The organism is Embleya sp. AB8, assembly GCF_049739465.1.
Classification (GTDB): Bacteria; Actinomycetota; Actinomycetes; order Streptomycetales; family Streptomycetaceae; genus Embleya.
Genome location: NZ_JBMHHY010000010.1, coordinates 266,109 through 291,704, shown reverse-complemented (window position 1 = coordinate 291,704; position 25,596 = coordinate 266,109). Strand labels below are relative to the sequence as shown.

The 25,596-nt window shown below is 71.5% G+C and carries 22 protein-coding genes and 2 pseudogenes; 11 read left to right on the top strand and 13 right to left on the bottom strand.

All coding sequences use genetic code 11. The annotated features are described in order from the left end of the window. Positions 1-513 precede the first annotated feature (513 nt). Complete coding sequence (locus ABIA38_RS16900; protein ID WP_424639466.1) at positions 514-861, top strand: hypothetical protein; 348 nt, start codon at positions 514-516, stop codon at positions 859-861. A gap of 208 nt (positions 862-1,069) precedes the next feature. After that, a pseudogene (locus tag ABIA38_RS16895) lies at positions 1,070-1,258 on the top strand (ISL3 family transposase); the annotation flags it as partial. A 252-nt stretch (positions 1,259-1,510) separates the two neighbouring features. On the opposite strand, the gene ABIA38_RS16890 reads toward ABIA38_RS16895, so the two are convergent. After that, the gene (locus tag ABIA38_RS16890) at positions 1,511-2,260 is read right to left on the bottom strand and encodes an alpha/beta fold hydrolase (protein ID WP_424639465.1); all 750 of its coding nucleotides are present in this window, start codon (positions 2,258-2,260) and stop codon (positions 1,511-1,513) included. A 321-nt stretch (positions 2,261-2,581) separates the two neighbouring features. After that, positions 2,582-2,830: pseudogene (locus ABIA38_RS16885) on the bottom strand (transposase); the annotation flags it as partial. Between the two features lie 141 nt (positions 2,831-2,971). Here ABIA38_RS16885 and ABIA38_RS16880 point away from each other — a divergent pair. Beyond that, a complete protein-coding gene (locus ABIA38_RS16880; RefSeq protein ID WP_424639497.1) occupies positions 2,972-3,166 on the top strand; it encodes a hypothetical protein in 195 nt (64 codons plus the stop codon). Between the two features lie 200 nt (positions 3,167-3,366). Continuing rightward, positions 3,367-4,446 carry a helix-turn-helix domain-containing protein gene (locus tag ABIA38_RS16875; RefSeq protein WP_424639464.1) on the top strand — a complete coding sequence of 360 codons (1,080 nt, stop codon included), beginning with the start codon at positions 3,367-3,369 and terminating at the stop codon, positions 4,444-4,446. Between the two features lie 1,298 nt (positions 4,447-5,744). Here the strand turns inward: ABIA38_RS16875 and ABIA38_RS16870 are convergent. Beyond that, positions 5,745-6,824 (bottom strand): hypothetical protein, encoded by a 1,080-nt coding sequence (locus ABIA38_RS16870; RefSeq protein ID WP_424639463.1) that lies wholly within the window; start codon positions 6,822-6,824, stop codon positions 5,745-5,747. A 175-nt stretch (positions 6,825-6,999) separates the two neighbouring features. Between ABIA38_RS16870 and ABIA38_RS16865 the strand changes: the two genes are divergently transcribed. Both ABIA38_RS16865 and ABIA38_RS16860 read left to right on the top strand, forming a co-directional pair. Then, entirely contained in the window at positions 7,000-7,209 is a 210-nt protein-coding gene (locus tag ABIA38_RS16865; RefSeq protein WP_424639462.1) for a hypothetical protein, read from the top strand. 88 nt (positions 7,210-7,297) lie between these two features. After that, entirely contained in the window at positions 7,298-7,957 is a 660-nt protein-coding gene (locus tag ABIA38_RS16860) for a hypothetical protein (protein ID WP_424639461.1), read from the top strand. 88 nt (positions 7,958-8,045) lie between these two features. Here the strand turns inward: ABIA38_RS16860 and ABIA38_RS16855 are convergent, their stop codons facing one another. The 4 genes from ABIA38_RS16855 to ABIA38_RS16840 all read right to left on the bottom strand — a co-directional run bounded on the left by ABIA38_RS16855 (position 8,046) and on the right by ABIA38_RS16840 (position 13,427). After that, complete coding sequence (locus ABIA38_RS16855; RefSeq protein ID WP_424639460.1) at positions 8,046-8,300, bottom strand: transposase; 255 nt, start codon at positions 8,298-8,300, stop codon at positions 8,046-8,048. Positions 8,301-9,277: 977 nt separating this feature from the next. Then, positions 9,278-9,508: a hypothetical protein gene (locus ABIA38_RS16850; protein WP_424639459.1), complete on the bottom strand. Its 231-nt coding sequence runs from the start codon at positions 9,506-9,508 to the stop codon at positions 9,278-9,280. A gap of 1,496 nt (positions 9,509-11,004) precedes the next feature. After that, a complete protein-coding gene (locus ABIA38_RS16845; protein ID WP_424639458.1) occupies positions 11,005-11,355 on the bottom strand; it encodes a MerR family transcriptional regulator in 351 nt (116 codons plus the stop codon). Positions 11,356-12,770: 1,415 nt separating this feature from the next. Continuing rightward, positions 12,771-13,427 carry a type III effector protein gene (locus ABIA38_RS16840; protein ID WP_424639457.1) on the bottom strand — a complete coding sequence of 219 codons (657 nt, stop codon included), beginning with the start codon at positions 13,425-13,427 and terminating at the stop codon, positions 12,771-12,773. A 147-nt stretch (positions 13,428-13,574) separates the two neighbouring features. Here ABIA38_RS16840 and ABIA38_RS16835 point away from each other — a divergent pair, with 147 nt between their 5' ends. Together ABIA38_RS16835 and ABIA38_RS16830 are read left to right on the top strand one after the other, a co-directional pair. Further along, a complete protein-coding gene (locus tag ABIA38_RS16835) occupies positions 13,575-14,009 on the top strand; it encodes an Hsp20/alpha crystallin family protein (RefSeq protein WP_424639456.1) in 435 nt (144 codons plus the stop codon). Positions 14,010-14,265: 256 nt separating this feature from the next. Further along, the gene (locus ABIA38_RS16830; RefSeq protein ID WP_424639455.1) at positions 14,266-14,700 is read left to right on the top strand and encodes a DUF2267 domain-containing protein; all 435 of its coding nucleotides are present in this window, start codon (positions 14,266-14,268) and stop codon (positions 14,698-14,700) included. A 226-nt stretch (positions 14,701-14,926) separates the two neighbouring features. Here the strand turns inward: ABIA38_RS16830 and uxaC are convergent, their stop codons facing one another. The 4 genes from uxaC to ABIA38_RS16810 form a co-directional block, all read right to left on the bottom strand. Further along, complete coding sequence (uxaC, locus tag ABIA38_RS16825) at positions 14,927-16,330, bottom strand: glucuronate isomerase (RefSeq protein WP_424639454.1); 1,404 nt, start codon at positions 16,328-16,330, stop codon at positions 14,927-14,929. A gap of 316 nt (positions 16,331-16,646) precedes the next feature. Then, positions 16,647-17,663, bottom strand: a complete 1,017-nt coding sequence (gene larB / locus ABIA38_RS16820; protein WP_424639453.1) for a nickel pincer cofactor biosynthesis protein LarB — start codon at positions 17,661-17,663, stop codon at positions 16,647-16,649. A gap of 307 nt (positions 17,664-17,970) precedes the next feature. After that, positions 17,971-19,344 carry a mannitol dehydrogenase family protein gene (locus ABIA38_RS16815; RefSeq protein ID WP_424639452.1) on the bottom strand — a complete coding sequence of 458 codons (1,374 nt, stop codon included), beginning with the start codon at positions 19,342-19,344 and terminating at the stop codon, positions 17,971-17,973. Beyond that, a complete protein-coding gene (locus tag ABIA38_RS16810; RefSeq protein ID WP_424639451.1) occupies positions 19,341-19,523 on the bottom strand; it encodes a hypothetical protein in 183 nt (60 codons plus the stop codon). The genes ABIA38_RS16815 and ABIA38_RS16810 overlap by 4 nt, the downstream gene beginning before the upstream one ends. Before the next feature lie 99 nt (positions 19,524-19,622). Between ABIA38_RS16810 and ABIA38_RS16805 the strand changes: the two genes are divergently transcribed. The 3 genes from ABIA38_RS16805 to ABIA38_RS16795 all read left to right on the top strand — a co-directional run bounded on the left by ABIA38_RS16805 (position 19,623) and on the right by ABIA38_RS16795 (position 23,549). After that, a complete protein-coding gene (locus ABIA38_RS16805; protein ID WP_424639450.1) occupies positions 19,623-20,852 on the top strand; it encodes a lactate racemase domain-containing protein in 1,230 nt (409 codons plus the stop codon). Continuing rightward, positions 20,849-22,174: a nickel pincer cofactor biosynthesis protein LarC gene (larC, locus tag ABIA38_RS16800; protein ID WP_424639449.1), complete on the top strand. Its 1,326-nt coding sequence runs from the start codon at positions 20,849-20,851 to the stop codon at positions 22,172-22,174. The genes ABIA38_RS16805 and larC overlap by 4 nt, the downstream gene beginning before the upstream one ends. Positions 22,175-22,490: 316 nt before the next feature. Beyond that, positions 22,491-23,549, top strand: coding sequence for a LacI family DNA-binding transcriptional regulator (locus ABIA38_RS16795; RefSeq protein ID WP_424639448.1), 1,059 nt, complete (start codon positions 22,491-22,493; stop codon positions 23,547-23,549). 437 nt (positions 23,550-23,986) lie between these two features. On the opposite strand, the gene ABIA38_RS16790 is transcribed toward ABIA38_RS16795, so the two are convergent. Together ABIA38_RS16790 and ABIA38_RS16785 are read right to left on the bottom strand one after the other, a co-directional pair. Then, positions 23,987-24,634, bottom strand: a complete 648-nt coding sequence (locus tag ABIA38_RS16790) for an SGNH/GDSL hydrolase family protein (RefSeq protein WP_424639447.1) — start codon at positions 24,632-24,634, stop codon at positions 23,987-23,989. 65 nt (positions 24,635-24,699) lie between these two features. Continuing rightward, positions 24,700-25,548 carry a sugar phosphate isomerase/epimerase family protein gene (locus ABIA38_RS16785; protein WP_424639446.1) on the bottom strand — a complete coding sequence of 283 codons (849 nt, stop codon included), beginning with the start codon at positions 25,546-25,548 and terminating at the stop codon, positions 24,700-24,702. Between the last annotated feature and the right edge of the window lie 48 nt (positions 25,549-25,596).

Sequence of the window (25,596 nt, the reverse complement as noted above, 5' to 3'; positions counted from 1 at the left end):
GGAGGAACACGTCGTGCGCGCGCCTGGCGCGCTCTCCGCCTCGCATTCCGGCGCGTTGGCCCTTGGAGACGTCCCGTTCCAGTGCGCGGTACAACGTCGCTCGAGACGGCGCGGGCGGGCCCGCGGGCTGCGACGGTGTGGGTGAGTGCTTCGGCGACCTGGCCGAATTGGCGCGTCGACACCAGGTGCGCGCCGGGCGCATACAGCCGCACACCGAATCCGGCCGGCCACTGACGCCCGTGCTCGCCCACCTTCGGCCCAGAGCGCTGCGGCCTTGAACGCCTTGGTAAAGCCGCGGTTGCTGTGTGGACTTGCACGGAATCCGTGCCCTGAAACGGACGAACGAATAATGTCGTCGACGCACCTGCACGGCACGCAGGGTTCGCCCGGAAGCCGACCCCCGTGAGTGGCCAGCCACAACGTCGAGGTTCGACGCGGTCAGCCGACCATCGCGCACCTCTGAGAGCGTCCGAACCACATCGGTAACACAAGTCAAGAGGAGCATCAACCATCATGGCACTATCGCGAATCAAGCGCGCCACCCTGGCTGCCGCAGCCGGCGTTGCCGTGCTCGGCGGCACGCTTGCCGCTGCCGCGCCGGCCTCCGCTTCGGCACTCTCGTGCGATCACCCCGTTCAAATCCAGTGGAACGGCGGTGGCAACCACGACAGTTTCTGCGGAGGGACGAATTACGGCACCTGGTGGGGAACCCAAGGGATCATTGCGGGGAACCACAGCGGAGTTGCCCTGTGCAACGACCAGGGCCGTTGGTACAACCTCCAATTCAACAGCGCCATCAAGCCGTGGTGGCCTACGGATAACCCCAACGACGAGTGCACTGAAGTCTGGATCGCCTCCTGACTCGACGATCAACGCAGTCCGTGCGCTCCCGGAGTCCCCGGAGCGCACGGGCGCGTTTCTCGGGACGTGGCAGTCCCTCCTGGAGGAGCAGGCCGTCGACCAGGAGGTCGGCGCCGGCGCGCGGGCGAGGCGCTCGGGAACGGGACATCGTGCGAGCCCACGAATGCCTCGAGGACCGACCCGTCCATGACTCCCCGGTGGACTCTCGCGCGCCGCCGACCTGCCCCACCTGCACACCTACTGCAACGGCCTGGTAATCGACCGCGCCGCCGGCAACGCCGGACTCACACTCCCGTGCAGCAACGGCCGCGCCGAAGGCGTCAATACCAACGCCAGGAAACTCATGCGGCAGATGCACGGCCGCGCAGGCTTCGACCTCCTCCGCCACCGCATCCTGCGCAACCGACAGCCACTCGACGTCACCGCCGACTACGGAACAGAGCCGTCCATTGGACACTCCCATCGGATCCGCAAAGCTCGGTAGGTCTACCCCACGGGCCCGCCCTGTGGAGCGGGCCCGTCGCCGCGGTCAAGGAAGTCGCCCGGTCAAGGAAGATGGAGTGCTCCGGCCCGGTCCTCGTCGCGCACGGCGAGGACCACATGGGCGTTGCGGGGCGCCGGCGCGGACGGGTCTCCCGGTCTCCGGGTCTCACGCGAGCGTGGAGAAGAACGCCTTGATGTCCTCGGTCAGGGCCACGGGCTGCTCCAGGGCCAGGAAGTTGCCTCCGCGTTGCACCTCCGTCCAGTGCATGACGTTGTGGTCACGCTCGGCGAATCTGCGGATCGCCACGTCCGTGGTCGACGTGACCATGACGCCGGTGGGCACCGTGCCGCGCGGCCCCGGCGCCTTCGCCGCTTCGTCGTGCGACATCTCGTAATAGAGGTTCGCCGAGGATCCGGCCGTTCCCCTGAACCAGTACAGGCTCACGTTCGCCAACAGGAGGTCGACGGCGTCCTGCGGCAGTGCGCGTTCCGCGTCCGTCCACTCCTTGAACTTCTCGACGATCCACGCGAGTTGGCCGATCGGAGAGTCGTGGAGCCCGTAGGCGAGCGTCTGCGGGCGCGTGGACTGGATGGCGTTGAAGCCCATCTTGTCGTCGGCGAAGTCTTGGAGCCGCGCCAACCGCTCGTACTCGGCGGGAGTGAGGCCATCGAATTCGGCGGGGTCCCCCGACGGGAACGTGATCAGGCCGTTGACGTGTACACCGACGACCTCGTCGGGCGCCTGGCGCCCCATCTCCGCCGCGATCCAGGCACCCCCGCCGTTGCCGTGCACGCCGTACCGCTCGTAGCCGAGACGGTTCATGAGCTCCCGGAACGCGGACGCGATCCGCCCTGTCGTCCAGCCCGCGTCGGTGACCGGACCGGAGAACCCGACACCCGGTGTGTCGGTGACCACGACATGGCTCACCCTGGAGTGGAACTCCGGTCGGGTGGAAGGCAATGTGAACCGCATCAAACGGATCACGAGGGACGGATACGGCAGGTCCGGCTTCGATCTTCCACGCCTCCAGGTTCTGCGCGCCGACTGATCTCATCACGGACCGTCACCGCTCCACGGAGAGTGGATCACGGCCGGTCCAAGAGGACACTGACACATGCGTGACGGCGCCTACCGGGCCGTGCGCGGATCGTTGATCAAGTGTGCGCGAATCATCGCTTCTCCCGGCCCCGAGGTTGGAGGATGTGTCAGGAACCTCGGGTAAGTGCCGTGGAGCCATCGGATGTCGAGGCGCTCCTCGTAGAAGAGCGAGAACTGGTCGAGTGCTTCCTTCCAGTGTGCGGCGACGTGGTTGGGGTCGCGGGTTCTCGGTGCGATCTGCTCGCGGACGGCGAGATGGAGCACCCTGAGGGCGGCGGGCCTCGGAGGGGAGTACCCGCGGTTGCGGGTCGCCTTGCGCAGCCGCGCGTTGATGGACTCGACCATGTTGGTGGAGTGGACGACCTTCCTGATCGCCGGTGGGAAGGAGCTCCTATGCCCCCACCACCGCGCCGATCGCGCAACTCGGTGGCCTACGCCTGACGTTGCCTTGCTTGTCTGTCGGGGACGCCCCCGACAGACAAGCCCTCGGGTGTGCCGGCCGGCCCGGCGCACCGACCAGGAGTAGGAATGGAGCCGCGCACCGTCGAACGCCCCTACGGTGCCTTCCACGAACCCTTGAACGGGCCGGACGTCGACGCCGTGTTCAGACGCGTGTTCGGTGAACGGACACGCGTCACGTCCGCAGTGGAGCTCGGCGCCGGCATGTACAACTCCACCCGACACACGGTCCGGCGCGCTTTCGTGAAAGCGCTCGCCCGGTAGGACATGCCGCTGCCCGCTCACGATTCCTCATGGTCGCCGTCGCATAATGGCATCGCCGGGCCGCAGTGCGAAACGGGAGTCCGCCGTCGATCATTCCGCGGCCGGCGGTAGGGCGCTGCGAACTCCCGCCCGAACACGAGGAAGGGCGCTCCATGGCCCGCCCATCCGATTCGTTCCGGTCGACGACGGTGCAGCCACCCTTGCCGGAGCGAACCGCGCGGCCTCGGCGCCACAGCGTCCGCCGCGACCGGTTCAAGAGACCCGTCATACGCTCCGGTCCCGGTGTCCTGGGATCCGGCTCCCTGCCCGGCTTCGAGACCTGGCGCGCCGTGTTGCGGGACGCCGTCTTCGAGACGGACACGACACCGCTCGGCCCGCCCGACTGCCCCGACTACACCGGTTGGGTGTACCTCCTCGGCCTTGGACCCGTCAGCGTCACCGACCTCGGTAGCGAACCGGTCCGCGTCGCCCGCACCGCCCGCCTGATCAGGCGCAATCCGGTGGACCTGTACACCCTGTCGATCGCGCAGCGGCCCGCCATGATCCAGAGTCACGGACGACAGGTGTGGCTGCGCAGCGGCGACGCCTTGCTCTCCGACCCCAACGAGCTGCTCTCCGTGACGACCCAGGGCTTCGGGCACTTCGTCGTCCTCAACGTGCAGCGCGGCGCGCTGGAGCGCGGCCTCGGCACCTACCGGAACACACTCGGGCGACACATCCCCGCAGGCAACCCGAACCTGCGGGTGCTGACGACACTGCCGGCCGAGTCGGGGCGCGAAGCATCCTGCCTGCCGACTGCGACAATCCACGAACTCGGCCACACAGCAATTGAGTTGCTGTTCTCCACGGTGCGGCCGGCCGAGGCGGGGCAGGGACGTCTTCCGGACCCCGCGCTGTCGCGGGGTGCCCAACTGCTGCGCATGCAGGACTTCGTCCGGCTGCATCTGGACGAGCCGGACCTGTCCCCGAAGCTGCTCGCGGCCGCGTTCGCCGTCTCGGTGCGCTATGTCGAACTGGCCTTCCGCGAGGGCGGCCTGTCCCCGGCACGGTTCATCCGCGAGACCCGGCTCGCGCAGTCCCGGCGGCTGCTGGCCGACCCGCGGCAGCGCCATCAGCCGATCACCGTACTCGCCCGGTGGGTCGGTATCGAGAATCCGACCGTGTTCGCACGGAACTTCCGGGACAGATACGGGATGACGCCGCACGAGTACCGACGTTCCGCAGAGGCCACCCCGAACTGCCCGAAAGGCGAGGCGGCCGACGCTGTCGGCGACGGATGAAATGAGGTTCCGGAGCACTTTCCGTGCTGTCCTGACGGTGCGTCACCACCTTTGCCTCGGGTCGCCGGATGGTCGTCCGGCCAGGAGGACGCGCTTGCGCAGGACGGCCGGGCCCGCCCGGCCGAACATCTGCCGCCTTGAGCCGCTGTATCTCGTCGTCATCTCGTCGTCGCCGAGGCCGTCCGGGTGGCGGGTGATCCGGCTGGTGACGTCCCGGACCGACGCCGGCTTGGCCCGGTCAGCCGGCCTGCCGCCGCCCCGGAGGGGGTTGAGGTGGTCACGGACCACCGAGTAGCCGCCGCGGAACCCCGGTTGACGGGCGCCGGACCGCGCGAGCGCCGACTCGTACGCCGGATCACCCTCACCCGACCACCCCGACGATCCACCCCCCGGCCCACGCCGCGCCCCCCACCCTGAACCATGCCCGCGAGCCGAAGGGTGTCCTCCGAACGCCGGGACCTCGGGTGGCCGTTCTCGTCGGGCGACGGCCGTGAACCCTTCCGCCCGTCGGCATCGTCTTCCCGGACCGGGACGAACGACGGCCCCTCCGCGCCGTCCGAAGGACGGGGACACGACCGCGTGCCCGGGTCGTGCGCGTCCGTGGTCCTGCGCAAGGCGGCCTCGTCGATCGCGGAAGGAAAGTCGTGTCCGATGCCGTCGGTTCGGATGTCGCCGCCTCACCGGCGGCGGGGAATTCGCGGCACGACCGTCGGCCCGACGGTGGCCGGGTGGACACGAGATCGCCGGGCATACCGGCAGTGCAACACCGTCGACGGCCCGGCACCCCGAGTTGCTCGCGATTTCGGACCGGCGCATGCCACAGCTGTTACCTTCCGCGGATGCCGAGAGGCCGGGTTTTTCGGCTCGTTGCGTCGAACGGGAGAATCCGGCGTACCGATCGTCGTGGTTCGGCTCCATGACGCACAGCCGGGTGAGCAGTGGAGGCCGCCCATCGGGGGGCCTCCACTCTTCGCAAGCCGCGGCGACAGGCGATCGGCCCGCGGCTGGGGCTCGTCGACGTCGCCGACCCCACCGTCGAGAACCTCGCCACGGCCGGCGGACTCGACCTCAACCGCGGGCCGGGCCGGCGCACCCCGGAGAAAGTCGAGGAGTACCGGGCCGCACGCCTTGCCGCCCTGCAGACCGCCGTACTGCGGGTCGCCGCCGACCAGGATCCGAGCACCGTCATCGCCTACCACGCGCGGACCGCCGAGGCCCAGGCGTGCGCGGAAACCCCGCCCGACGTCGCCAGGCGGCTGCACGAGGTGGTGTCGGTGCCGACGAGCGGGTACGCGTCTTCACTCGTCCGGTTCGTTCATCCGGGGAAGTCGCAGACCGGGCAGGTCGAGCTGGAACTTGTGGCCGCGTCCGACCACGCTCCCGTGGTAGGTCAGTTCGTCCGCGTCATTGACACCCATGGCCCTGATCGCCTCCAGCAGCATGGTCGCCGCGGTGTCGGCGTGTCCGTTGTTGCCCGCGGCGTCGTCGAAGCGTCGTTGCCACCCGCCGCCGACGTCCGACCAGCCGCGCGTGGCGAGCAGGTCCGGGCCGATCGGGTCGGCGTGGTGGACGAAGGACTCGATACGCAGGTCGAGGCCCTCGTTCCAGGCGCTGACGAAGCGGAGCGGGTCGACGGCGGACCGCAGATGGAGGATGAACCGGCCGGGCAGGCAGGCCGTGTCGGCGCACAGCGCGCCCAGTGCCCTGGCCAGGGCGGGCTGCACCGACGCCCAGACAACAAAGGAGCGCCGCTTGCCGCGGTCGAGCACGCCGGGCAGGTCGGCCGGCTTTCCGGCGCGCCATACCTCGCGCGACATGCTCGGGTGGCCTGCCGCGTCGTGGTCCGAGGCGGTGTGCAGCATGGACATGACCGGCGCCGAATGTACGTCCAACCCCACGGCCAGGGTGGTCTCTTCGGGGCAGCGCCAGAGCATCCGGGGACCTCGGCTCTCCCACCGATTCCCGGCGCCGGTCCACAGCGTCGGTGGCGTGCCGAGGGTCTCCTCCATGACGTCCCAGGCGGTCCGCAGGAAGTCCACCTCGTCGCGGTGGTCGTCGTCGTAGGCGATGCCGTAGCCGAGATTCACCTCCAAGCGGACCGCCTGCTCCGACCTGGAGTGGTCGACGACCACGACCCCGATCCCCTGCCGTGGCCCGCGCGGGTGACGATCCAGCTCCCAGCCCACCCCGGGCAACGGCCCCCGCGCGAGGTCGACAACGTTGCCGGGCTCCACCGGGAGCAGTTCCCACCCGAGCGTGGCCAAGGCGGCCTTGACCTCTTCCATGCGCCATCCGCCCATGTCCAGCGGGGCCAACTCCTCTACCAAGCCCCGGAATCGATCCTCCGAGGACAAATACTTGTACGCAATGGTGCTCATGCGAGGCACTGTACGGATCGACACCGACCTCGACGCGCCCCGACGCATGCGGACGTGCTCACCCCGCCCGAGCCGCCGCGCCCCTACGGTCCGACACGGCGATCCGTGCCGGAGCCATCGCCTCTGCTCGACTGGCTCTATCCGACAAGCCGTAGAGCGCGACGACGCCGCGATCGTGGGCGCCCTCGACGCCGAGGGCGCCTTCCCCTCCCCGTGGGTGCGCGAGGCCATGCTCGCCGTGCCGCGCGCCGCGTTCACGCCCGACAGGGTCTGGCGCACCGGCCTCGCGACGGGCCGCTACACCGCGGTCGACCGGTACACGCCGCCGCGTTCCCCCACCGGATCCCCTGCGCGTGGATCGCCCGGGCCCACCCCGGCGCGGTGATCGTCGCCCGTGGTCACGCGGCGTCGGAGCCGGCGCCCTCCTGCGCCTGGTCGCGGGCGACGACGGCCGCACCGCGTCGGGGAAGCTCGTGCGCAGCGTCGCGTTCATGGAGTTGCGCGGCCAACGCGGCGACGGCGGCGCCGGGTTCGAGGCGGCGCGCGAGGCCGAGCCGGCCACGGGCGAGGTGGAGGTGGAGTGGGTCCTGGAGTCGCTGTACCAGGACGGGAACTTCACCCACGCCGTCGCGCTGAAACTGCCCGACGTGCGACTGGAGACACTCGATGGCGGGACGGTGTGGCGGCTGTGGGACCGGGGCGACCGGGGGCGTTCCTGGGCGCTGGTCGACGACCGGCCCCGCGTGGGAAGGGCCGTCCAAGGCGGGCCGCGCCGACTGTGGGACGAAGTCGCCGCCGCACTGGAGTGGCAGGACGAACACCGCGTGCACGGCTACGACTTCGGGATCACCGTCGAACCCGACCGGCAGTGGGCCTGGGCGGAGCGGCCCGACCGGCGCCGGCGATGTAGCCCGCGCGGGCGCGCGAACCACGACGGCAGCCGGGCCCGGCGCGGCGGCGGGTGGGCGTGTCGAGGCGAAGGAGCACCCGTCGCCGCGCCGAACAGGGCGATGCCTCGGCTGGGCGTCGGAGCGGGCGGAACGTGCCTGATGGGGGCCTGCCGGCGGTGGGCCCAGGGGCGGCAGTCGACGGCCCCTCGAATAGAACTTCGGATGATTGACAGCGGTCGGTAAATCGGCCGCCGGCGCGTTGATTGTCCGGCCGCCGGCAGGGAGGACTCAGGCTCTGTCGCGAGTTCCGTGAAACCCGAGATGTCGATCTTCAGTGGGCGAGCAGGACGCGCTTGCGCAGGAGGTCGGGCTTGGCCCTGCCGAACATCTGACGCTTGATCATTTTGATGCGGTTGACGTGCCCCTCGACCATGCGGGAGTTCCGGTGCACGGTGAGGCCGGCCAGGACCGCGTTCCAGTCCTTGCGCAGTCCGTTGGCGAGGCCGCGTAGCTCGGGCCGGTCGCAGTGCCGGGCTTCGCTCGTCCAGGATTCGAGTTCGTCCTGGCCGCGACGGTAGACGAGCATGGTGGCGAAGGCCCGTACTCGGCATGCCAGATCGTCCGGTTCGGCACTTCGGGAGCGCAATTCCTTCGGGACGACCCAACCTCGGCGGATACCTGACTCATCTCGGCAACCGACGGGAGGAAGCTCATGTCCGCGCGGCGCCGGCGAGCGACATCGGGCGTGCGGCCCACCGGGCGTGGCCAACGCGAAGTCGCGGGGGTCACCACATCGCGAACGTTGTCCGTGGCCCGCCGACTGCCCGGTCCGGTCCGCGAGATGGCCGCCGGGCCCGCGTGGTGGGCGGCGGCCGGGTTGCGCGAAGTCCACGCCAGGGTCGGTCCGTCGGTTGTTGGTCGGTGGCGCCACGGCGTGCGTTCGCGTGTCACCGGGTGGGCGCCGGTGGGGAGCGGCATGAACGGGCTGACGGCTGACGACCCGCCACACGTTGGGCCGTTCCGGATCGAGCGGCGAATCGGGCCGGGCGGCTTCGGCCTGCACATCCTCGACACGGTCACCACCGACTGGGGCGTCCGGACACACCGGGCAGGCAAGACCGTCCGGGCCGACATCGACGGCCCCCGCCCCGACACGAGCCGGCGCCCGTGGTCGGTGCGCGCCCGATCGGGGGCCGTCTCGGCCCGAGCGGCCCTCGGCTCGGGTCAGTGGGCGGGCATGGCGGCGGCCCGTCGAGGGACCCGACCGGGTCGGTCGGTGGTGTGCGTGTGGCGGCGGGTCGGCGCGAGCGCGACGGTGAGGCCGGCGGCAGTGTCGTGGCCCATGGCGTCGAAGACGGCCGGGTGCGCGGTGTCGCCGTCGACGGCGTACGCGTACGCCGTCGCCGCCCATCTCGTACGCGGGCTCCATGGCCGCGCTGACCGTGACCTGCTCGCCGGCGAAGGAGCCGGGCGGCGTCACGGGCCACTGCATCTGCGCGGCCGGGCCCAGAAGTCGACCGGTTCGACCCGGGCTCGAGGCCGCGCGGGTCTCGTCGTCTCCCGTCAGGGCGCGTGCCCGGCCGCGTCGTTCCAGGGGTCGCGCCCACGATGGAGGGCGGTGATCCGCGTGGCGCTGTTCGTGAGGCAGCTCGCGACGTCACGCAGGTGGGCTCCGCTGTAGGAGTCGGTCGACCAACCGAGGTCGTCCATGCCCTTGACGGCCAGGAGCAACTGCTCCGCCGCGGCGGCCAACCGCCCCGCCAGAGCGGCCATGTCCCCCGGGTCCCGCTCCATCGCCTGCCTCCGATCGTCGACCGGGCCCACGGCCCGAGCGGTCTCCTCGTCGCGGGCTCCGCTGCGTTCGGGTAGGGCCGGCCGCTCAAGACGAGGACCCCGGTGCCACAGCACCGGGGTCCGGGTTGGGGTTGTCTCACCATCCACCGGCTTACGAAGCCCGGTTTCGTATCCGCACCACTGCCGCACGCGACGGGGCGATGTGCGGGGATCGTCTATGCGTGACCGAAGACCACCTTTCGTTCGGATGGACCGCGGTGCCCGCTCGGCCGAAGTCACCGGGCGCGGGCGATCCGATGGCGCCTGGACCCTTCCCTTCCTCCTCCGACCTGCGACTGCCTGTCCGACGTACTGCGCTTGCCCTGCCTCTGCTTGCTTCCGTCGTCGGCCGAAACCCTTACGACTGCCCGGTTCCGACCCGCTCGACGGCCCTGCCATGTGCACTGTCGGAGCCCTCCAGACATCGGCCCCGACGGTTTCCTCACACGTTCACCTTCACGGGCAGTTCGTCATCTGCCACGTCCGTTTGACGTTTCCTTCGCTTCCGACGTCGAGAACATTATCCATGTCGCACGCGAATGTCTATCTCCGCTGTGACAGATTTTCGTTCGTGTCGATGCCCACTCATGTCGGTTGCGCCATGCACCCGTTCGGTGCTCTCGCCGGCGAAGTAAATGGGCCCGTCGAGGCATGGGCTGCGGAACGCGCCTACGCAATCGGCCGGGATTCGACGGTGAAGGCGCCTTCGGCACGGATGGTTTCCAGGATCCGGACCATCTCGGGGGAAGTACGCGCAGCCGCAGACGGACGCCCGCGCGTGCGACGGTCCGACCGCCGGCCCGGGGGACGCGCGGCCCGGAGCAGTCGCAAAGCGTCACGCCGGACAGGGCCGGGCACGATGTCCACGAGCCCGACCAGAACCCTGCGCAGGAGATCGGGCAGTTGTTCGGCGGTCGCGATGTCGGTTCCCCGACGAGGCCGGCGACGGCCACGCCCACCGAGTCGGTCGTCACGGCCAGGGACCGGACAACCGGGTGCAAAAAGGCCGACTCGCCCGTTCGGCGAACCGTCCCCGGTCGGTGGACGGGCGCTTCACCGGCGCCCGCGTCCACCACACGGCCGACGTCGTCCCCACGTCGGCCGGCCGCGACGATCCGACGCCGCGGGACGTGTCCCTCCAACGCGCCACGGAGCATGTGTCGTTGCGACTGCGGGAGGCCGAGTTCGAACACGCCCCCGCATCGGGCGGGCCAGACGCATCACGGTCGGGCGAGGAAGGCGAGACGGTCGCGACGAGTGCGATCGTCGGGCACCGGGGCCTCGGGCACCGCAGGGCGCCTTCGCCGGTGGCTCCCGGACCGCGGCGAGAACGGGGAGTCGGCATGCGGCCCACGGGCGAACACCCGCGCATGACGGGCCGGACCGGGCTCGGCAACCGGCGGCGGGGAGAGCGATCCGCGCCCGTCGGGGCGCCGCACGTCGATGTCTTCGAGGAGTCAGGGGTTCTCGTCCGACCCGGTCCCGGCCGCGTCGCGCAGTTCGGCGTTCAGGCGCAGGGCCTCTTCCAGCTGATCCTCAAGGATGACGATGCGGCAGGCGGCGTCGACCGCGGTGCCCCGGTCGACGAGTTCGCGAGCGCGCTGGGCGATGCGCAACTGGTAGCGGGAATAGCGGCGGTGGCCGCCCTCGGAGCGCAGCGGGGTGATCAGCCCGTATTCGCCGATCGCGCGCAGGAAGCCCTGGGAGGCGCCGATCAGTTCGGCTGCGCGTCCCATCGTGTAGGCGGGGTAGTCGTCGTCGTCGAGTCGGTCGGGCCTGGCCGGATTCGAGCCGGGTGTGGGAGCCATCGGCGCCTCTCTTGAGTTCACATCCGTCGGAGTTGCTTCGGGGAACGCGTCGAGGGGCCCTGGTGCCGTACGGCACCAGGGCCCCGAAAGAAATCCACACCATCCGCCGACACCGACGTGTCGGCCTACCTGTTCCGCATCCGCCCCAGGTGATGGGGGCGCGGGGATCGCAATTGCGTGACCGCGGACCACCTTTCGTACCGGCGTCCCTACGGATCCCACTCGGCCGAACAACTTCACCGCGCCGAGCGGGCGATCCGGATGGCGTTCGCTCCTTTCTCTCCTGTCTTCGTCGTGCAACGTGTACTGCCACTGCGGGTACAACCGAACTGCAGGTACTGCCGGGTACTGCTCGGCGGCCCCGTGGGCCGCCCTCGGTTTCTCCTCGGCCCGACAACCAGCCTCCGGAACCCTCGCGTACGACCACCGGCCCCGGGACTCTGCTGTCGAACCCTCAACAACGCGCGCCAGTTCGTCTCTGTCGCGCCTCACTGACTCGCTTGGCTACGCGAGAAAACATACCGACGGATTCGCTCAATGTCTACTCCGAGCACGATAGATATTCCGACGGTGGCGGACGCGGAAACGGCCCCGCCCCTCGTGGTGTCCGCAAATCCGGCGGCCATGCGACGCGGACCGTGGGCCGGCAGGTGAGCCCTCATCGCCCGGAACCGGTCGGCTCCGGCTCGCTCAACGCACCCGCCCGGTCCGCGGACATGCCCGCGCTCCCGGTCTTGTCCGCGAAGATCCGGCCGCCTCGCACCCGAAGACGGGGCGTTCCGGGCGGGGGTGCCTACGCCCTGTGAGCTCTGTGCGGCGAGGCGCAGAGGAAGGTCCGGGAGTGTCCCGGAAAGCGATCGATGCGTCGATCCGGGCGGGCGTCCGCAGGCCGCTCCGTCATCAGCCGGGCCCGCGGCAGCACGGCCGACGGGGCCGACTCGCCGATCGGATGAGCGTCCCACCGCGCTTCCCGTCGAAGCCGACGCCCCCTCGCCCGGCACCCGCCGAAGTTCTCGCCGCCCGCGTCGGCACCATGCCCCACATCTGCCGGCACCGGCGGCGGCCGCTGGTACCGCTGGTAGAGGCGCCGCCCCGGGCGAGACCACGATGCACGGCGCACACGCCGACATACCGTCCCGAACACGCGTCCCGGACCAGGAACGCTCACCCGCCTGCGCCCGAGCCCGGCTCCTCCCGTGCCCACGTGGCCCTACCGACGGGCCCTCGACGTCGTGCCGCGCCGGCCCCGCGATGGAACGCCTGCGCGGTGGCGGGCCATGACCGGCCGTTACCTACGACCATGACCGGCGCCTCACCTCGTCCGACTCCCGCCCAAGCCTTCGAGTTGCTGCCGGCAGGCAACCGGCGCTTCGTCGGTCCGCGGGCATCGCCATCGCGCGGGAGCGGGCGAGCCGTCACGTCGCGCCGGCGCGGCCGGTCGCGGGCGGATCCACCAGGGCGTCGATGCGGGCGACCAGTTCCGGGTGGTCGACGGTCAGGTGCGGGCGGGTGGCATCGAGGGGAGCGATCAGGGCGGCGGGGTCGTCCTCGCCCAGGGCCCGGTCCAGCCTTCCCACGCTCGCGCGGGAGCCGGCCGGGAGGTCGGTGAGTGCGGTGATCTGTCCGGCGAGGCGGCGCAGGTCGGCGGCGTTGTCGCGGGCCCGGGCGCCGGCGGCGCGCTCGGCGGCGCGGCGTTCGCGGGTGGCGGTGACGCGTTGTTCGCCGGTGGTCCCGGCGAGGCCGGGGCGCAGCCTCAGGTAGCGGCGCTCGGCGGCCTGCCGGCTGGCCACTCCCAAGGGAAGGGCCAGGTCCGCCCAACTGGCGCCGGCGTCGCGGGCGTTCTCGATCAGCCCGCTCTCCCACCCGGCGAGCCGCTCGCGGATCTCGCGCAGCAACAACAGCGAGGCCAATGCCTGTTCCGGTCCTTCGCCCGGACCGGGTGGCCCGACCTCGCCGTGTTGTGCCGTGCGCACGGCCCGGTCGATGGCTTCCAGGGCCGCCGCGGCGGCCGGAAACGACGCGGGGCCCGCAGCGTGGGGAGCGGGTGTGTCGGGCCGGTCCTTCGCGTTCACCGGCACTCCTCTCGGCTCGTCATCACTTGTCGGCTCGTCATCACTTGGACGACCTTCATGTTTGTCATCCTTCCGATGACATGCTACAACGGTTTCGGGCAGCCCGTCAGGGCGCCACCGACCGAACCTTTCGGAGGTGTTCTCGCGATGTTGATGCGTACCGACCCCTTCCGCGAGCTCGACCGGCTCGCGCAACAGTTCCTCGTACCCGGCACCGCCTCCAGGCCGACCGCGATGCCGATGGACGCCTGGCGCGACGGCGAGGTGTACGTGGTCGCGTTCGACCTGCCGGGCGTGACCCCCGAGGCGATCGACATCGACGTCGAACGCAACATGCTCACCGTCAGGGCCCGCCGCGAACCCGTCGCCAAGACCGACGAGGTGCAGGTGGAGTTGTCCGAGCGACCCACGGGCGTCTTCTCCCGCCAGATCGTGCTCGCCGACACCCTCGACACCGAACGCATCGACGCCGACTGCGAAGCCGGTGTCCTGACCCTGCGGATCCCCATCGCGGAGCGGGCCAAGCCCCGCAAGATCCCCATCGGCAGCAACAATTCCGACCGCAAGGTGATCACCGCCTGAGGCAGGCCCCGGACACCCCCGTGCGAGGCCGGCGGCGAGCACGCCGAAACGAAGGGCGCCCGCCGCCGGCCCTCTCCCCGACACGGACCGCGAACCCGCAGCACGGGATCCGTGGGCGACAACACGGGTCGGGCCCTCTCCGGCCCGCAACGACTGCTCGTCCGCCCGGACGACCGCAGCCGTGCCGACCTGTGCTCCCGTGCCCCGATCCACTCCGCCCCCGCACAGCCCGAGACCGGAAAGGCGATCCGCGACCATGCACCCCCGAAACGAACCACTCTCGGCCCCGGCGGTGAGCACCTACACCGAACTGGTGGACAAGGTCCGTCTGGAAGGGGCCTACCACACCCGGGAACAGGCCGAGGAGGCACTTCGCGTCGTACTCCGCGAGCTGGGCCGCCAACTCGCCGACCGCGACCGCCCGGACCTCGCCGCCCGACTCCCCCTCGAAGCCGCCCTCCTGCTCACCTCGCACACCACCGAAGCCCGGCCCTCGACCGGCCTGGGCTTCGTCAAGGCCATCGCCGCCCACACCGGAGCCACCCCCGGCGTCGCCCGTTGGGACACCGGATCGGTCCTGACCGTCGTCGCCGCCCTCGCCGGCCCCGACCTGATCACCCGCATCCTGACCCGGCTGCCCCCCGGCTGGGCCCTGCTGTTCGGCCGCGCCGAACTCGCCCCCGCGGCCTGAAACCCGGCCTCCTCGGGACCGGGCCCGAGCGCCGGGCGCCGGGCGCCGGTGGGCGGGGCCGGCAACGGAGGCAGGGGTCACCGTGAAGAAGGCGATACCCCGGTGGGCGGTGTCCGTCGCATGCCCGGTGTACCCGGCCTGGTGTGCCGTAAGAACCCGCCCGGTCCCGGATGGAAAATGCGAATCGGCGCCTGACGCCCGTCGAGGGTGCGGGTCGAGGCCGTGCTCACAGCTTGAACGCCTTTCGCGGGTTGACCGTGACCAGATCCACGGCCGCCTCCATCGCCTCGTCCTCGTCGAGTCGGTGCTCGGCGACCAGTTCGGCGAGATAGCCACAGTCCAGCCGCCGCGACATGTCGTGTCGGGCGGGGATGGAGCAGAAGGCTCGGGTGTCGTCGACGAAGCCGGACGTCCGGGAGAATCCCGCTGTCTCGGTGACCGCACGGCGGAACCGGCGGATGGCGTCGGGGGCGTCGAGGAACCACCACGGGGCGCCCGCGTAGACCGAGGGGTAGAACCCGGCCAGCGGAGCGATCTCCCTGGTGAAGACGGCCTCGTCGAGGGTGAACAAGATCAGGTGGAATCCTTCGGCGGTTCCGTACCTTTGCAGGAGCGGACGCAGGGCGTCGGTGAACTCGGCGCGCAGCGGAATGTCGTGACCGGTGTCGGGGCCGTACCGGTGGTGGGTGGGCACGTGATGGTTGCGGCGCACCGATGGGTGCAGGGTCATCACAAGGCCGTCGTCGCAGGACATGCGGGCCATCTCGAGCAGCATGTGTCGACGGAAAGCGACGCCCTCGGCTTCGCTCGCCGTCTCCTGCAAGGCGGCCCGGTAGATGCGGGCGGCCTCGCCGTGGGTCAGCGGTTCGGTGCCCACGTCCGGGTGGCTGTGGTCGGCGGAGGTGGCGCCGTGCGCGATGAAGTGGCGTCGTCGGTTTTCCAACGCCCGGATGTAGCCGTCGTAGTCCGAGGTATCGATGTCCGCGGCCTCGCCCAGGCACGTCACGGCCTTTCCCCAACTCCGACCGGGTTCCAGGTAGCGGTCGGGTCGGAAGGTGGGCAGGACCCGCGCCGTCCACCCGGGGTCGGCGGCCAGTGCCCGGTGGGCGGCCAGATCGTCCGCGGGGTCGTCGGTGGTGGCCAGCACCTCGATGCCGAAGCGGCGGAACAGTGCCCGCGGGTGGAAGGCCGGATCGGCCAGCCGCGCCGCGATCCGGTCGTAGATCCGGTCGGCCGTGGCCGCGGCGGGCTGCTCGGTCGCGCCGAAGATCTCGACGAGTTCCGCCTCCATCCAGTAGCGGACAGGGGTCCCTCGGAAAGCGGTCCAGTGCTCACACATCGTGCGCCACACCTGGCGGCTCTGCTGTTCGGGCAGTGGCCCCTGCCCTACCCCGAGTGCGTCCAGCGGGACACCGCAGGCGTGCAGCAGGCGCGTGACGTAGTGATCGGAGGAGATCAGCAGACTCGCCGGATCGCTGAACGGCTTGTCGTCGACCAGCAACCGAGGGTCCACGTGACCGTGCGGCGACAGGATCGGCAGGTCGCGGACCGCTTCGTAGAGACGGCGGGCGACGGCGCGTGCTTGTGCATCGACGGGCAAGAGCCTGTCGGGGTGGAGTGAAAAGGGCATACTTCGCATGGTTGTCCGCGGCCGGAGGCCATGGCAATCGGTTGTCATGTATTGCCGCGAGAGCTTGTGTGCGGGGGTGGGCGCAGGCGCCGATCGGCAAGGCCTGTCGACGACTTGGGCCCTGCGTGGGACCGAGCGCCCGAGCGCCCTGCCGGAGCCGAACCCCGACGACATGGATCGAGGTGGGATGGCAGATCGGGACGCCGCAGGCGTGCAGGCGACTGCGCGGTCTGCCGCCCGTCTCGCGTCCGATCATGGACTCGGGTCGGGGCGGGTCCGCAAAACCGCCGGGAGGTAGCCGGCCACGGGGCGACGCTCATTCCCGGCCGTCCGACCCCCACGATGGAGCGCCGGCCGCCGGCGTGGGGGGTGCCGCGATCTGCGCCGCGAGGTGCCCGGCCCCGAAGCCGTTGTCGATGTTGACGACCGCAACCCCGGGGCTGCACGCGTTGAGCATCGACAGCAGGGGTGCCAGGCCGCCGAAGGCCGCTCCGTAGCCGATGGAGGTCGGCACCGCGACGACGGGCGCGGCGACCAGCCCCGCCACCACGCTGGGCAGCGCGCCGTCCATGCCTGCGGCAACCACCACGACCCGGGCGGAACGCAGCAGGTCGAGCATGCCGATCACGCGGTGGAGTCCGGCAACGCCCACGCCCACGGCCAACTCACAGCGCCGTCCCGGATAGCGCGCGATCGGTTCGGCCTCGCGCGCCACCGGGAGTTCGGAGGTGCCCGCCGCCAACACGACCACGAGACCTCCCTCCGGAGCGGGCGGTTCGGGCGGCCACACCAGCAAGCGGGCGGCCGACTCGTGACGGGCGTCGGGCAGTTCGGCGAGGACGGCCCGCGCGTGCTCGGGACCGGCGCGGGTGAACAAGGCCACCGCCCGGCCGCGCTCGCGCAGTTCGACGGCGATCGCGCCCACCTGGTCCGGGGTCTTCCCCTCGCCGTAGGCGACGGCCGTCAGGTCGTGCGCCCGGACCACCTCCGCAAAAATGCGGGCGAACAACTCGTCCTTGCGGTGGAAGCACCGGTCGAGGCCGTTGGCCCGGTAGGTCGGCGGGTCGCCCTCGTGGGTGGCGACCTCGACCACGCGTGCACCGATCTTCGCGGCGGCTCCCAGGGCTGCCGTCCGCTCGTCCACGGCGAGGCTGGGCGAGACGCCGAGCACCGCGACCGCGCGGTCGGCGCCCAGCGCTCGGACGGCCAGGGCCAACGGCACGCAGGAGTCCACTCCGCCGGAGAAGGCCACACCGAGCCGTCCGGGCGTGTGAAGCAGTGTTCCGACGCGGTCGGCGGCCTCGCTGTCGGTGCCGGACAGTCCCGGGAGCATGACGTGCTTCTCCGGTTCGAGGCTGGTTCGAGGGTTTGCGGCCGTCGAGTCCGCCGCGGCGGGTCCGCAGCGCATGAGCGGCCGACTCGAGCCGCCGGTCACGGGGGAAAACGCCCTTGTCTTGTCCGTTGACCCGATGGATGCCGTTGCAGGTCCGGAAGTCCGCGAAGTTCCATACGTGTTCGCCAACGAACGCCTCGATTCGGTCGAACACCCGGTGGTTCGTCTCCGGGTATGCCTGCCGATACCTGTCGGTCCAGGGGATGTCCCGGGTTTCCGACGTCCACGCCGATGGCGATGTCTTCGGTCAGGCGAGTTCCCGGGCGCGGGCGGTGAGCGCCTCGACCAGTTCGGTGTCTCGCGCGAGGGCGGGATCGAGGAAGGCCAGCACGGCGTGCGCGGCGTCGGACGGTGATCCGGTGAGGACCGGGGCGGCGGCGTCTCGTACGGGGATCCCGTTGCTTCCGAGCAGGTGCAGCAGCCACGCGGCGATGACGCGGAGCGCGCCGGGCGGCATCGCGCCGGACGCCCGCTCGGCGTAGAGCGTCGGAAGAACGCGCACCGGGATCTTCTGGGCTCCGTCCTCGGCGATCTTGGCGAGGGTGTGCCGGATACGCGGGTTCGCGAAGCGGGCCGTCAGCGCGTCCCGATAGGCGGCCGACGCGGTTTCGGGGAAGTCCAGGTGGGCCGAGGCCTCGTCCCACCATTCGCGCACCCAGACCCGGCAGACCGGATCGGCCACGGCCTCGGCGACGGTGGCGTGCCCGCGGAACGGCGCCGCGTACGCCAACAGCGAGTGGGCGCCGTTGAGCAGCGCCAGTTTGCGTTCCTCGTACGGCGTGACGTCGGCGACGAAGCGGGCTCCGGCGTCCTCCCAGCGGGGCCGCCCGGCCGGAAACTCGCCGCCCAGCACCCATTCGGTGAACGGCTCGGTGACGACGGGGACTTCGTCGCGGCGCCCGGTCGCGTCGCGAACGGCGGTCACCTCGTCCGCGGTGGTCCACGGGGTGATCCGGTCGACCATGGTGGCGACGTACGAGGCGTGCGTGGCCGCCTCGCGCCATCCGGGGCGCCCGATCGCGTCCGCCAGTTCGCCGATCACCCGTGCGGTGACCTCGCCGTTTCTCGGCAGGTTGTCGCACGGCACGACAGCCACGGGGCCGCCGCCCGCGCGCTGCCTGGCGGCCAGCCCGGCCAACAGCCGCGCGGCGACTGTCGATACCGGGGCCTTCGGATCGGCGCGGAGTGCGGCGATATCGGCACGCACATCGGCGCGTCGGGTGTCCAGGCCGCCTCCGGGAGCGCGGGTGTACGCCGCCTCGGTGACCGTCAGGGTGATCACTGCGAGTTCGGGTCGCCGCCAGTGGTCCAGCCACGCGGTGTGGTCACCGCCGGAGTGCGCCGAGGTGAGCGAACCGACCACCTCGAAGCGGTCGCGGTCGGGGGCCCGGGTGACCAACGTGTAGAGCCCGTCCTGGGCGGTCAGCCGGTCGGCGATCGCGGGGCTGCGCCCGGTGAACGCCGCGATCCCCCACCGGTCGGCGTCGCCGGCGTGCTCGGTGTACCAGGCCTGATGGGCCCGGAAGAAGCCGCCCAGGCCGAGGTGGAGCATGCGCACCGGCGCGGCGGGGCGTCCGTCGACCGCGCGGGACAACGGCCGGGTCACGGGTTGGACGGTCACGGTTCGAGGGCCTTTCGCGAATTGACGCTCACCGGTTCCGCCGCCGCGAATGCCTCGTCCCGGTCGAGCCGGTGCGGTGACAGGGTCGGCAGGTCGCGCACCGTCTCGGAGCGGCGCCGGGCGAGAGCCCGCGCACCGGGGTCGACGGGAAGTGGTCGGTCCGCATGGCGGCTTGGCATGACGGCATGTTCGCTGCCGTCGGCCCGCCGCGGCAACCGGTTGCCATGTGTTGCCCCGGGCACTTGCACCGCGTCGGACGCCATGGTCCGCTGGCCGCCATGACAGCACAGATCGGTGGGCCGGGCGCCGTCCTCCCCGAGGCCCGGGTGCGAGCCTTCGTCGCCGAACAACTGGCCGGCGAGGATCTCGACGGCCGGAGCGTATGCCTGGTGGTACCCGACGGCACCCGCAGTTGCCCACTTCCGCTGCTGCTCGCCGCGGTGCACGAGGCGCTGTACGGCCGAGTCTCCCGGTTGACGGTGCTTGTCGCGTTGGGTACGCACGCGCCGATGGGCGAGGCCGAATTGGCCGGCCACATCCCGCCGCTGCCGGGCATGACCGTCCTCAACCACGAGTGGTGGAAGCCGTCGACGTTCGCCTCGGTCGGCACGATCGGCGCCGAGCGCGTGGCCGAGTTGTCCGGCGGGCTGCTGCACCAAGAGGTCGACGTACGCCTCAACCGGGCCGTCGTCGAGCACGACGTGGCCCTGGTCGTCGGCCCGGTCTTCCCGCACGAAGTGGTCGGTTTCTCCGGCGGTGACAAGTACTTCTTCCCCGGCGTCGCAGGTGCCGACATCATCGATCTGTCGCACTGGCTCGGGGCGCTGATCACCAGCGCGGAGATCATCGGAACGCGCGGCATCACGCCCGTCCGCGCGCTGATCCACGAGGCGGCCGCGCTGATCCCGAGCCGCAGGCGCGCGCTGTGCGTCGTGGTCGAATCCGGCACCGGGGCGCTGCACTCGATGGCCTACGGAACGCCGGAAGCGGCCTGGTCGGCGGCGGCCGACGTGTCCGCGCACGTCCACGTCCGCTACCTCGACGCCCCCGTGCGGCGGGTGTTGTCGGTGATCCCGGAGAAGTACGAGGACATCTGGACCGCGGCGAAAGGCTTCTACAAGCTCGAACCGGTCGTCGCGGATGGCGGTGAGATCGTCCTGTACGCGCCGCATGTGCGGACGATCTCCGCGATGCACCCGGAGATCGAGGAGATCGGCTACCACTGCCGCGACTACTTCACCAAGCAGTGGGACCGCTTCAAGCACCTGCACTGGGGCGTCTTGGCGCACTCCACACACCTGCGCGGCGCGGGTACGTACGACGAAGAGCGCGGCGAGCACTGCCGGTTGACCGTCACCCTCGCGACCGGCATTCCCGAAGGCGTCGTCCGCGGCGCGAACCTCGGCCATCTCGATCCCGCCACCGTGGACTTCGCGGCTTTCGCCGCCGACCCGGACACACTCGTCGTGCCGCAAGCCGGCGAGGTCCTGCACCGGTTGCGCCGATGAGGGCCGCGTGGGTCGATGCGTCCGCCGGCATCGCCGGGGACATGTTGCTCGCCGCCCTCGTCGACGGCGGGGCCGCGTTGCGCGCCGTGCGTGCCGCGGTGGAGGCCGTGGTCCCCGGCGAGGTACACCTCGTGCAGACCCGGGTCACCCGCGCCGGTATGCGAGCGACGCGGATCCACGTGACGCCGAGCGACGACGACCACGCACACCGAACGTGGCGTGAGGTACGCCGCCTCATCGAGCGGGCGCCCCTGGCCGATCCGGTCCGCGCGTCGGCACTCGCCGCCTTCACCCGCCTCGCCGCCGCCGAGGCACGCGTACACGGCACCGGAACGGAAGAGGTGCACTTCCACGAGGTGGGGGCCTGGGACTCCATCGCCGACGTCGTCGGCGTCTGTGCCGCGCTCCACGACCTCGCCGTCACCGATCTGACCGCGAGTCCCGCGGCCTTGGGCGTCGGACGCGTCACCACCGCCCACGGCGAACTCCCCGTCCCCGTCCCCGCGGTGGCCGAACTCGCCACCGCGTGGCAGGTGTTCGCGGGCGGCGAAGGCGAGCTCGCCACCCCCACCGGCATGGCACTGCTCACCACCCTGGCCCGCGAGTGCTGCCCCCTGCCACACCTGCTCCTGGAGCGAACCGGCATCGGCGCCGGCAGCCGCGACACCCCCGGACGCCCCAACGTCACCCGCGTCTTCCTCGGCGCCCCGGTCTCCGCCACGACCCCCGGCTCCGCCTTCGACGCCGCCGAAGCCGTCGTCCTGGAAACCAATATCGACGACCTGGACCCGCGCGCCTGGCCCAGCGTCCTCACCTCCCTCATCGAGGCCGGCGCCTCGGACGCCTGGCTGACCCCCATCCTCATGAAGAAGGGCCGCCCCGCGCACACGCTCTCCGTCCTGTGCCCACCGCAACGCGCCCAACCCCTGCGTGACGCCGTCTTCCGCCTCACCAGCACCCTGGGCGTACGCGAACGGCCGGTCCGCAAGACCGAACTCCAGCGCGGCTGGACCCACGTGGACGTCCTCGGCAGCCGCCTCCCCGTCAAGGTGGGCCACCGGTCCGGCGAAATCCTCCAGGCGACCCCCGAGTTCGCTCCCGCCGCCGCCCTCGCCGCCCGTCTGGTCCTCCCCGTCCACACCGTCCTCGCCGCCGCCACCACCGCCGCCCACCAAGCGGGCCTGACCCCCGGCACCCCCACCCCGCAAACGCTCACCCCCGAACCCGCCCTCCCGCCTGATTCCGCGGCGCCGCCGCGGGCGCCCGTCTCGCCCGTCAGCGGGGGGACCGCTGCTCGGGCCGCCGGGTGGCCGGCGGCGTAGCCGTTCGACGACGACTGCGCCGGGGGCACCGGCGTCGACCATGGCGGGCCGGGAAGCCGGGCCGGCGCAGGCGGTCGGGACCGCGGTGGCGGCGGACGACTGCACGATCGGGGGCGTGGCGCGGGCGCCGGACCCGATACCGGTGAGGACGACGGTCATCGTCGTCGACCCCGACGACCGCGCGGTGGGTGAGGGTGTCGAAACGGAGTACAGTGCGCTCCCTCCCACCATCCCATGGGCAGCCATGGCGTCGTCCGATACCGGGGATCGCCGCCCCGGATCCGTGGCTTGGCCACGAGAACGGAAGTGAGATCGGGTGAGCGGGCGTGACGGCGCACCGACCGCCGCAACCGGCGGGAGCAAGGCACCGACGATCTACGACGTCGCCCGGGCCGCGGGGGTGGCCGCGTCCACCGTGTCCCGGGCGTTCGCCAGGCCGGGCCGGGTCAACGCGGCGACCGCGGAACACATCCGGCGGGTGGCCGCGGAACTCGGCTACCGCGTCGATCCGTTGGCTTCGGGATTGCCCACCGGCCGCACCTCGATGCTCGCGTTGGTGGTGTCCGACGTGACCAACCCGTTCTACGCCGAGATCATTCGGGGAGCCGAGTCCGCCGCCGCCGAGGCCCGCTTCGTCCTCCTGCTGATCGACGCCCAGGAGTGCGACCGGGTGGAACGCGCCAGTCTGGAAAGGGCGTTGCCCGCCGTCGAGGGACTCGTGCTGGCGGGTACCCGACTGTCGGACTCCGCCATCCGCATGACTGCCAAGCAGCGGCCGGTGGTCGTCCTCAACCGGGACGTCGCCGACGTCCCCAGCATCATCCTCGACAACCCGCACGGCATGCTCGTGACCGCGGCACATCTGGCACGGTTGGGTCATCGCACGGTGACCTACGTGGCCGGCCCGGAGGCATCCTGGGCAAACGGGATGCGCTGGCGGAGCCTGCGCGAGGCGGCGACCGGGCTGGACATGCGGGTGCAGCGCGTGGGCCCGTTCGCGCCGACGGTCGCAGGTGGTCGCGACGCCGCCGACGCGCTCCCCGCGGATCTGCCGACCGCCGTCGTGGCCTACAACGACCAACTGGCGATCGGGGCGATGCTCGCTCTCCAGGCACGCGGCGTCCGAGTTCCCGAGGACGTCAGCGTGGTCGGCTTCGACGACATCTTCCCGACACGCATCGTCCGACCCGGGCTGACCACCGTCGCCGCCCCGCTGCGCGCCCAGGGACGGGCTGCCGTCGACGCGCTGCTGTCCTCGCGCGGCAACCCGGCACCGCGCACCGGCAAGCCCATGACCTTGCCGGTAAGGCTGGTCGTCCGTGACTCGACGACACAGTCTCGACGCACCCGGCGCGGTCCGCGCGGGGCGTCGTAGGGCGCGACCACCGTGACCGGACCGAAGCACTCTTCGAGCGGCACGTCGTACTCGGGCCCACGGCCGGTGGAGGCGCCGAAACGGTCAAGACATCGGCACGGACGACGTGTTCGCCGTGGCGACGCGACCACGGTGGGCTCGTCCGGCAGCAGACCGGGAACCTGGTGGACGGCCGACGTGCCGGCCCCGGTCGGCATGACGACCGGCCTCTCGCGGCGTCGCATCACCGCTTCCATGGCCGGCAGCTGCTCGGGATGCCGCTGCCGGTCGGCCTCCCGGTCCGTTCGTCAGGCCGGCCCCGTGGCCCACCACCGCGGCCGGGCGGGGAGAAACCGGGCCCTGGAGGAGAGCCGGCCGGGCGGTGACCGCACCGGATCCAGGGTCTGCGCCGACGCGAGCGCGCGCATCCGACGCTCCGGTGGTGACCCGCGGCGCTGCTACCGCCGTGCGACCGGGGCGGTGGGAGCGACCTCGGCGAGCCACGCATCGGCGATCAGCCGATGCCCCAGCGGGCTCGGGTGGACGCCGTCCGGGGCCAGCTCCCGCGACTCCCGGTCCTGCGCCGCGCGGGGCAGCACGAGGTCCGCGCGCACCACGTGGGCTGCGTTGTGCACAGCTGCCCGCAGGACGGCGTCGGTACGCGGCGACAGGTCCTCGAACCAGCGTTCCTGGTCCGGCCCGATCGGAAGCAGGAACGGGGTGATGACGACCAGCCGTGCGGACAGCTGCCGCGCGGTGGCCGCGAGCAGGCGGTCGAGGCATGCCTCGAACTCGTCCACCGGACTGAGCAGGTTTCGGTCGTAGCGTCGCCAGGTGTCGTTGATGCCGATCTTGACCGTGACGACAGTGGGCCGGTGGTCGATGACATCGGTGCTCCAGCGGGATTCGAGGTCGTACACGCGGTGGCCGTTGATCCCCCTGTTGATGATGCGGGGGCCGGGTCCGTCGGGTGCCCGCCCGCGCAGAGTCCGGGCGATCTCGTGGACGTATCCCTCGCCGAGCGATGCGGGATCCGCCCGGTCGCGGCCAGCGTCGGTGATGGAGTCGCCGATGAACAGGAGCGTGTCGTCGTCCTCGGGATGCATGCCTGCCGTCCTGGCGTCTTGGTGGGTGGGTGGGCGACGGGACATCCCACTCGCGACCCGCCGGATCACGGTCGACCACGTCGGATCGTGGAGGTTTGTGCTGCGATGCGCCTCAGGGTCTCGGCCTCGTGCCCCAGCACCGCGGGATCGTCGCCGGGGACGAACTCCAGGAGCGCCTCGACACCCCGGACCGCCGGCAGGCCGAGGGCGGCGACCCACAGGCTCCAGCGGTCCGCCAGCGGCAGCCGGTTGTTGCCCGGCCACCACGAGAAGACATGCACGGCGGTGACCCGGTCGCCGAGTTCGACGAGCCCTGCCAGCGCCTGCTCGTCGGGGGTGTCGAGCGGCGGCTGCCAGTATGTGCGGACGTTGTCCGCGCCCACCTCGTCCAGCAGCCGGATGGTCGAGGCGACGGTGTCGGTGAGCGTTTCGCCGTGGAACTCCGTTGCGAGCTCCAGGCCGTGGTCCGCGGCGATCCGGGCCGCCTCCCGCAGGCAGTGCACGGTTTCGTGTCGTTCGTCCGGCAGCGCGGACCGCGATCCGGTTCCGCCCGCCCACACCCGTACCCGGGGTGCCCCGAGCAGCACGGCGGCCCGAGCGACGGCGGGGAAGGCGGCCGACTCGGCGGGGGTGGCGCGAAAGTACGACCCGTATGAGCAACAGACCAGCCCGTAGCGGTCGGAGACCGCGCGGACCGCGCGGACCGTGCCGGGCTCCCCCGCGGGCGCGTGCACGTCCGCTCCCCACTCGATCGCCGCCAGGCCCGCGTCGGCCGCGCGTCGCGCGACCTCGGCGGCGGGCAGCCGGCGGAAGGTGACCGAGCACAGGCCCAAAGTGGTCCGCCCGGTGTCCGGCCCGGCCGGCGGGCGGAGCGGGGCGTGGTCCGCCGCGCTCCGTTCGCTCTCCTCGGTCATGGCCCTGCCTTCCTGCGGTCGGCCTGCGGATGGTCTGCGATCGCCCTG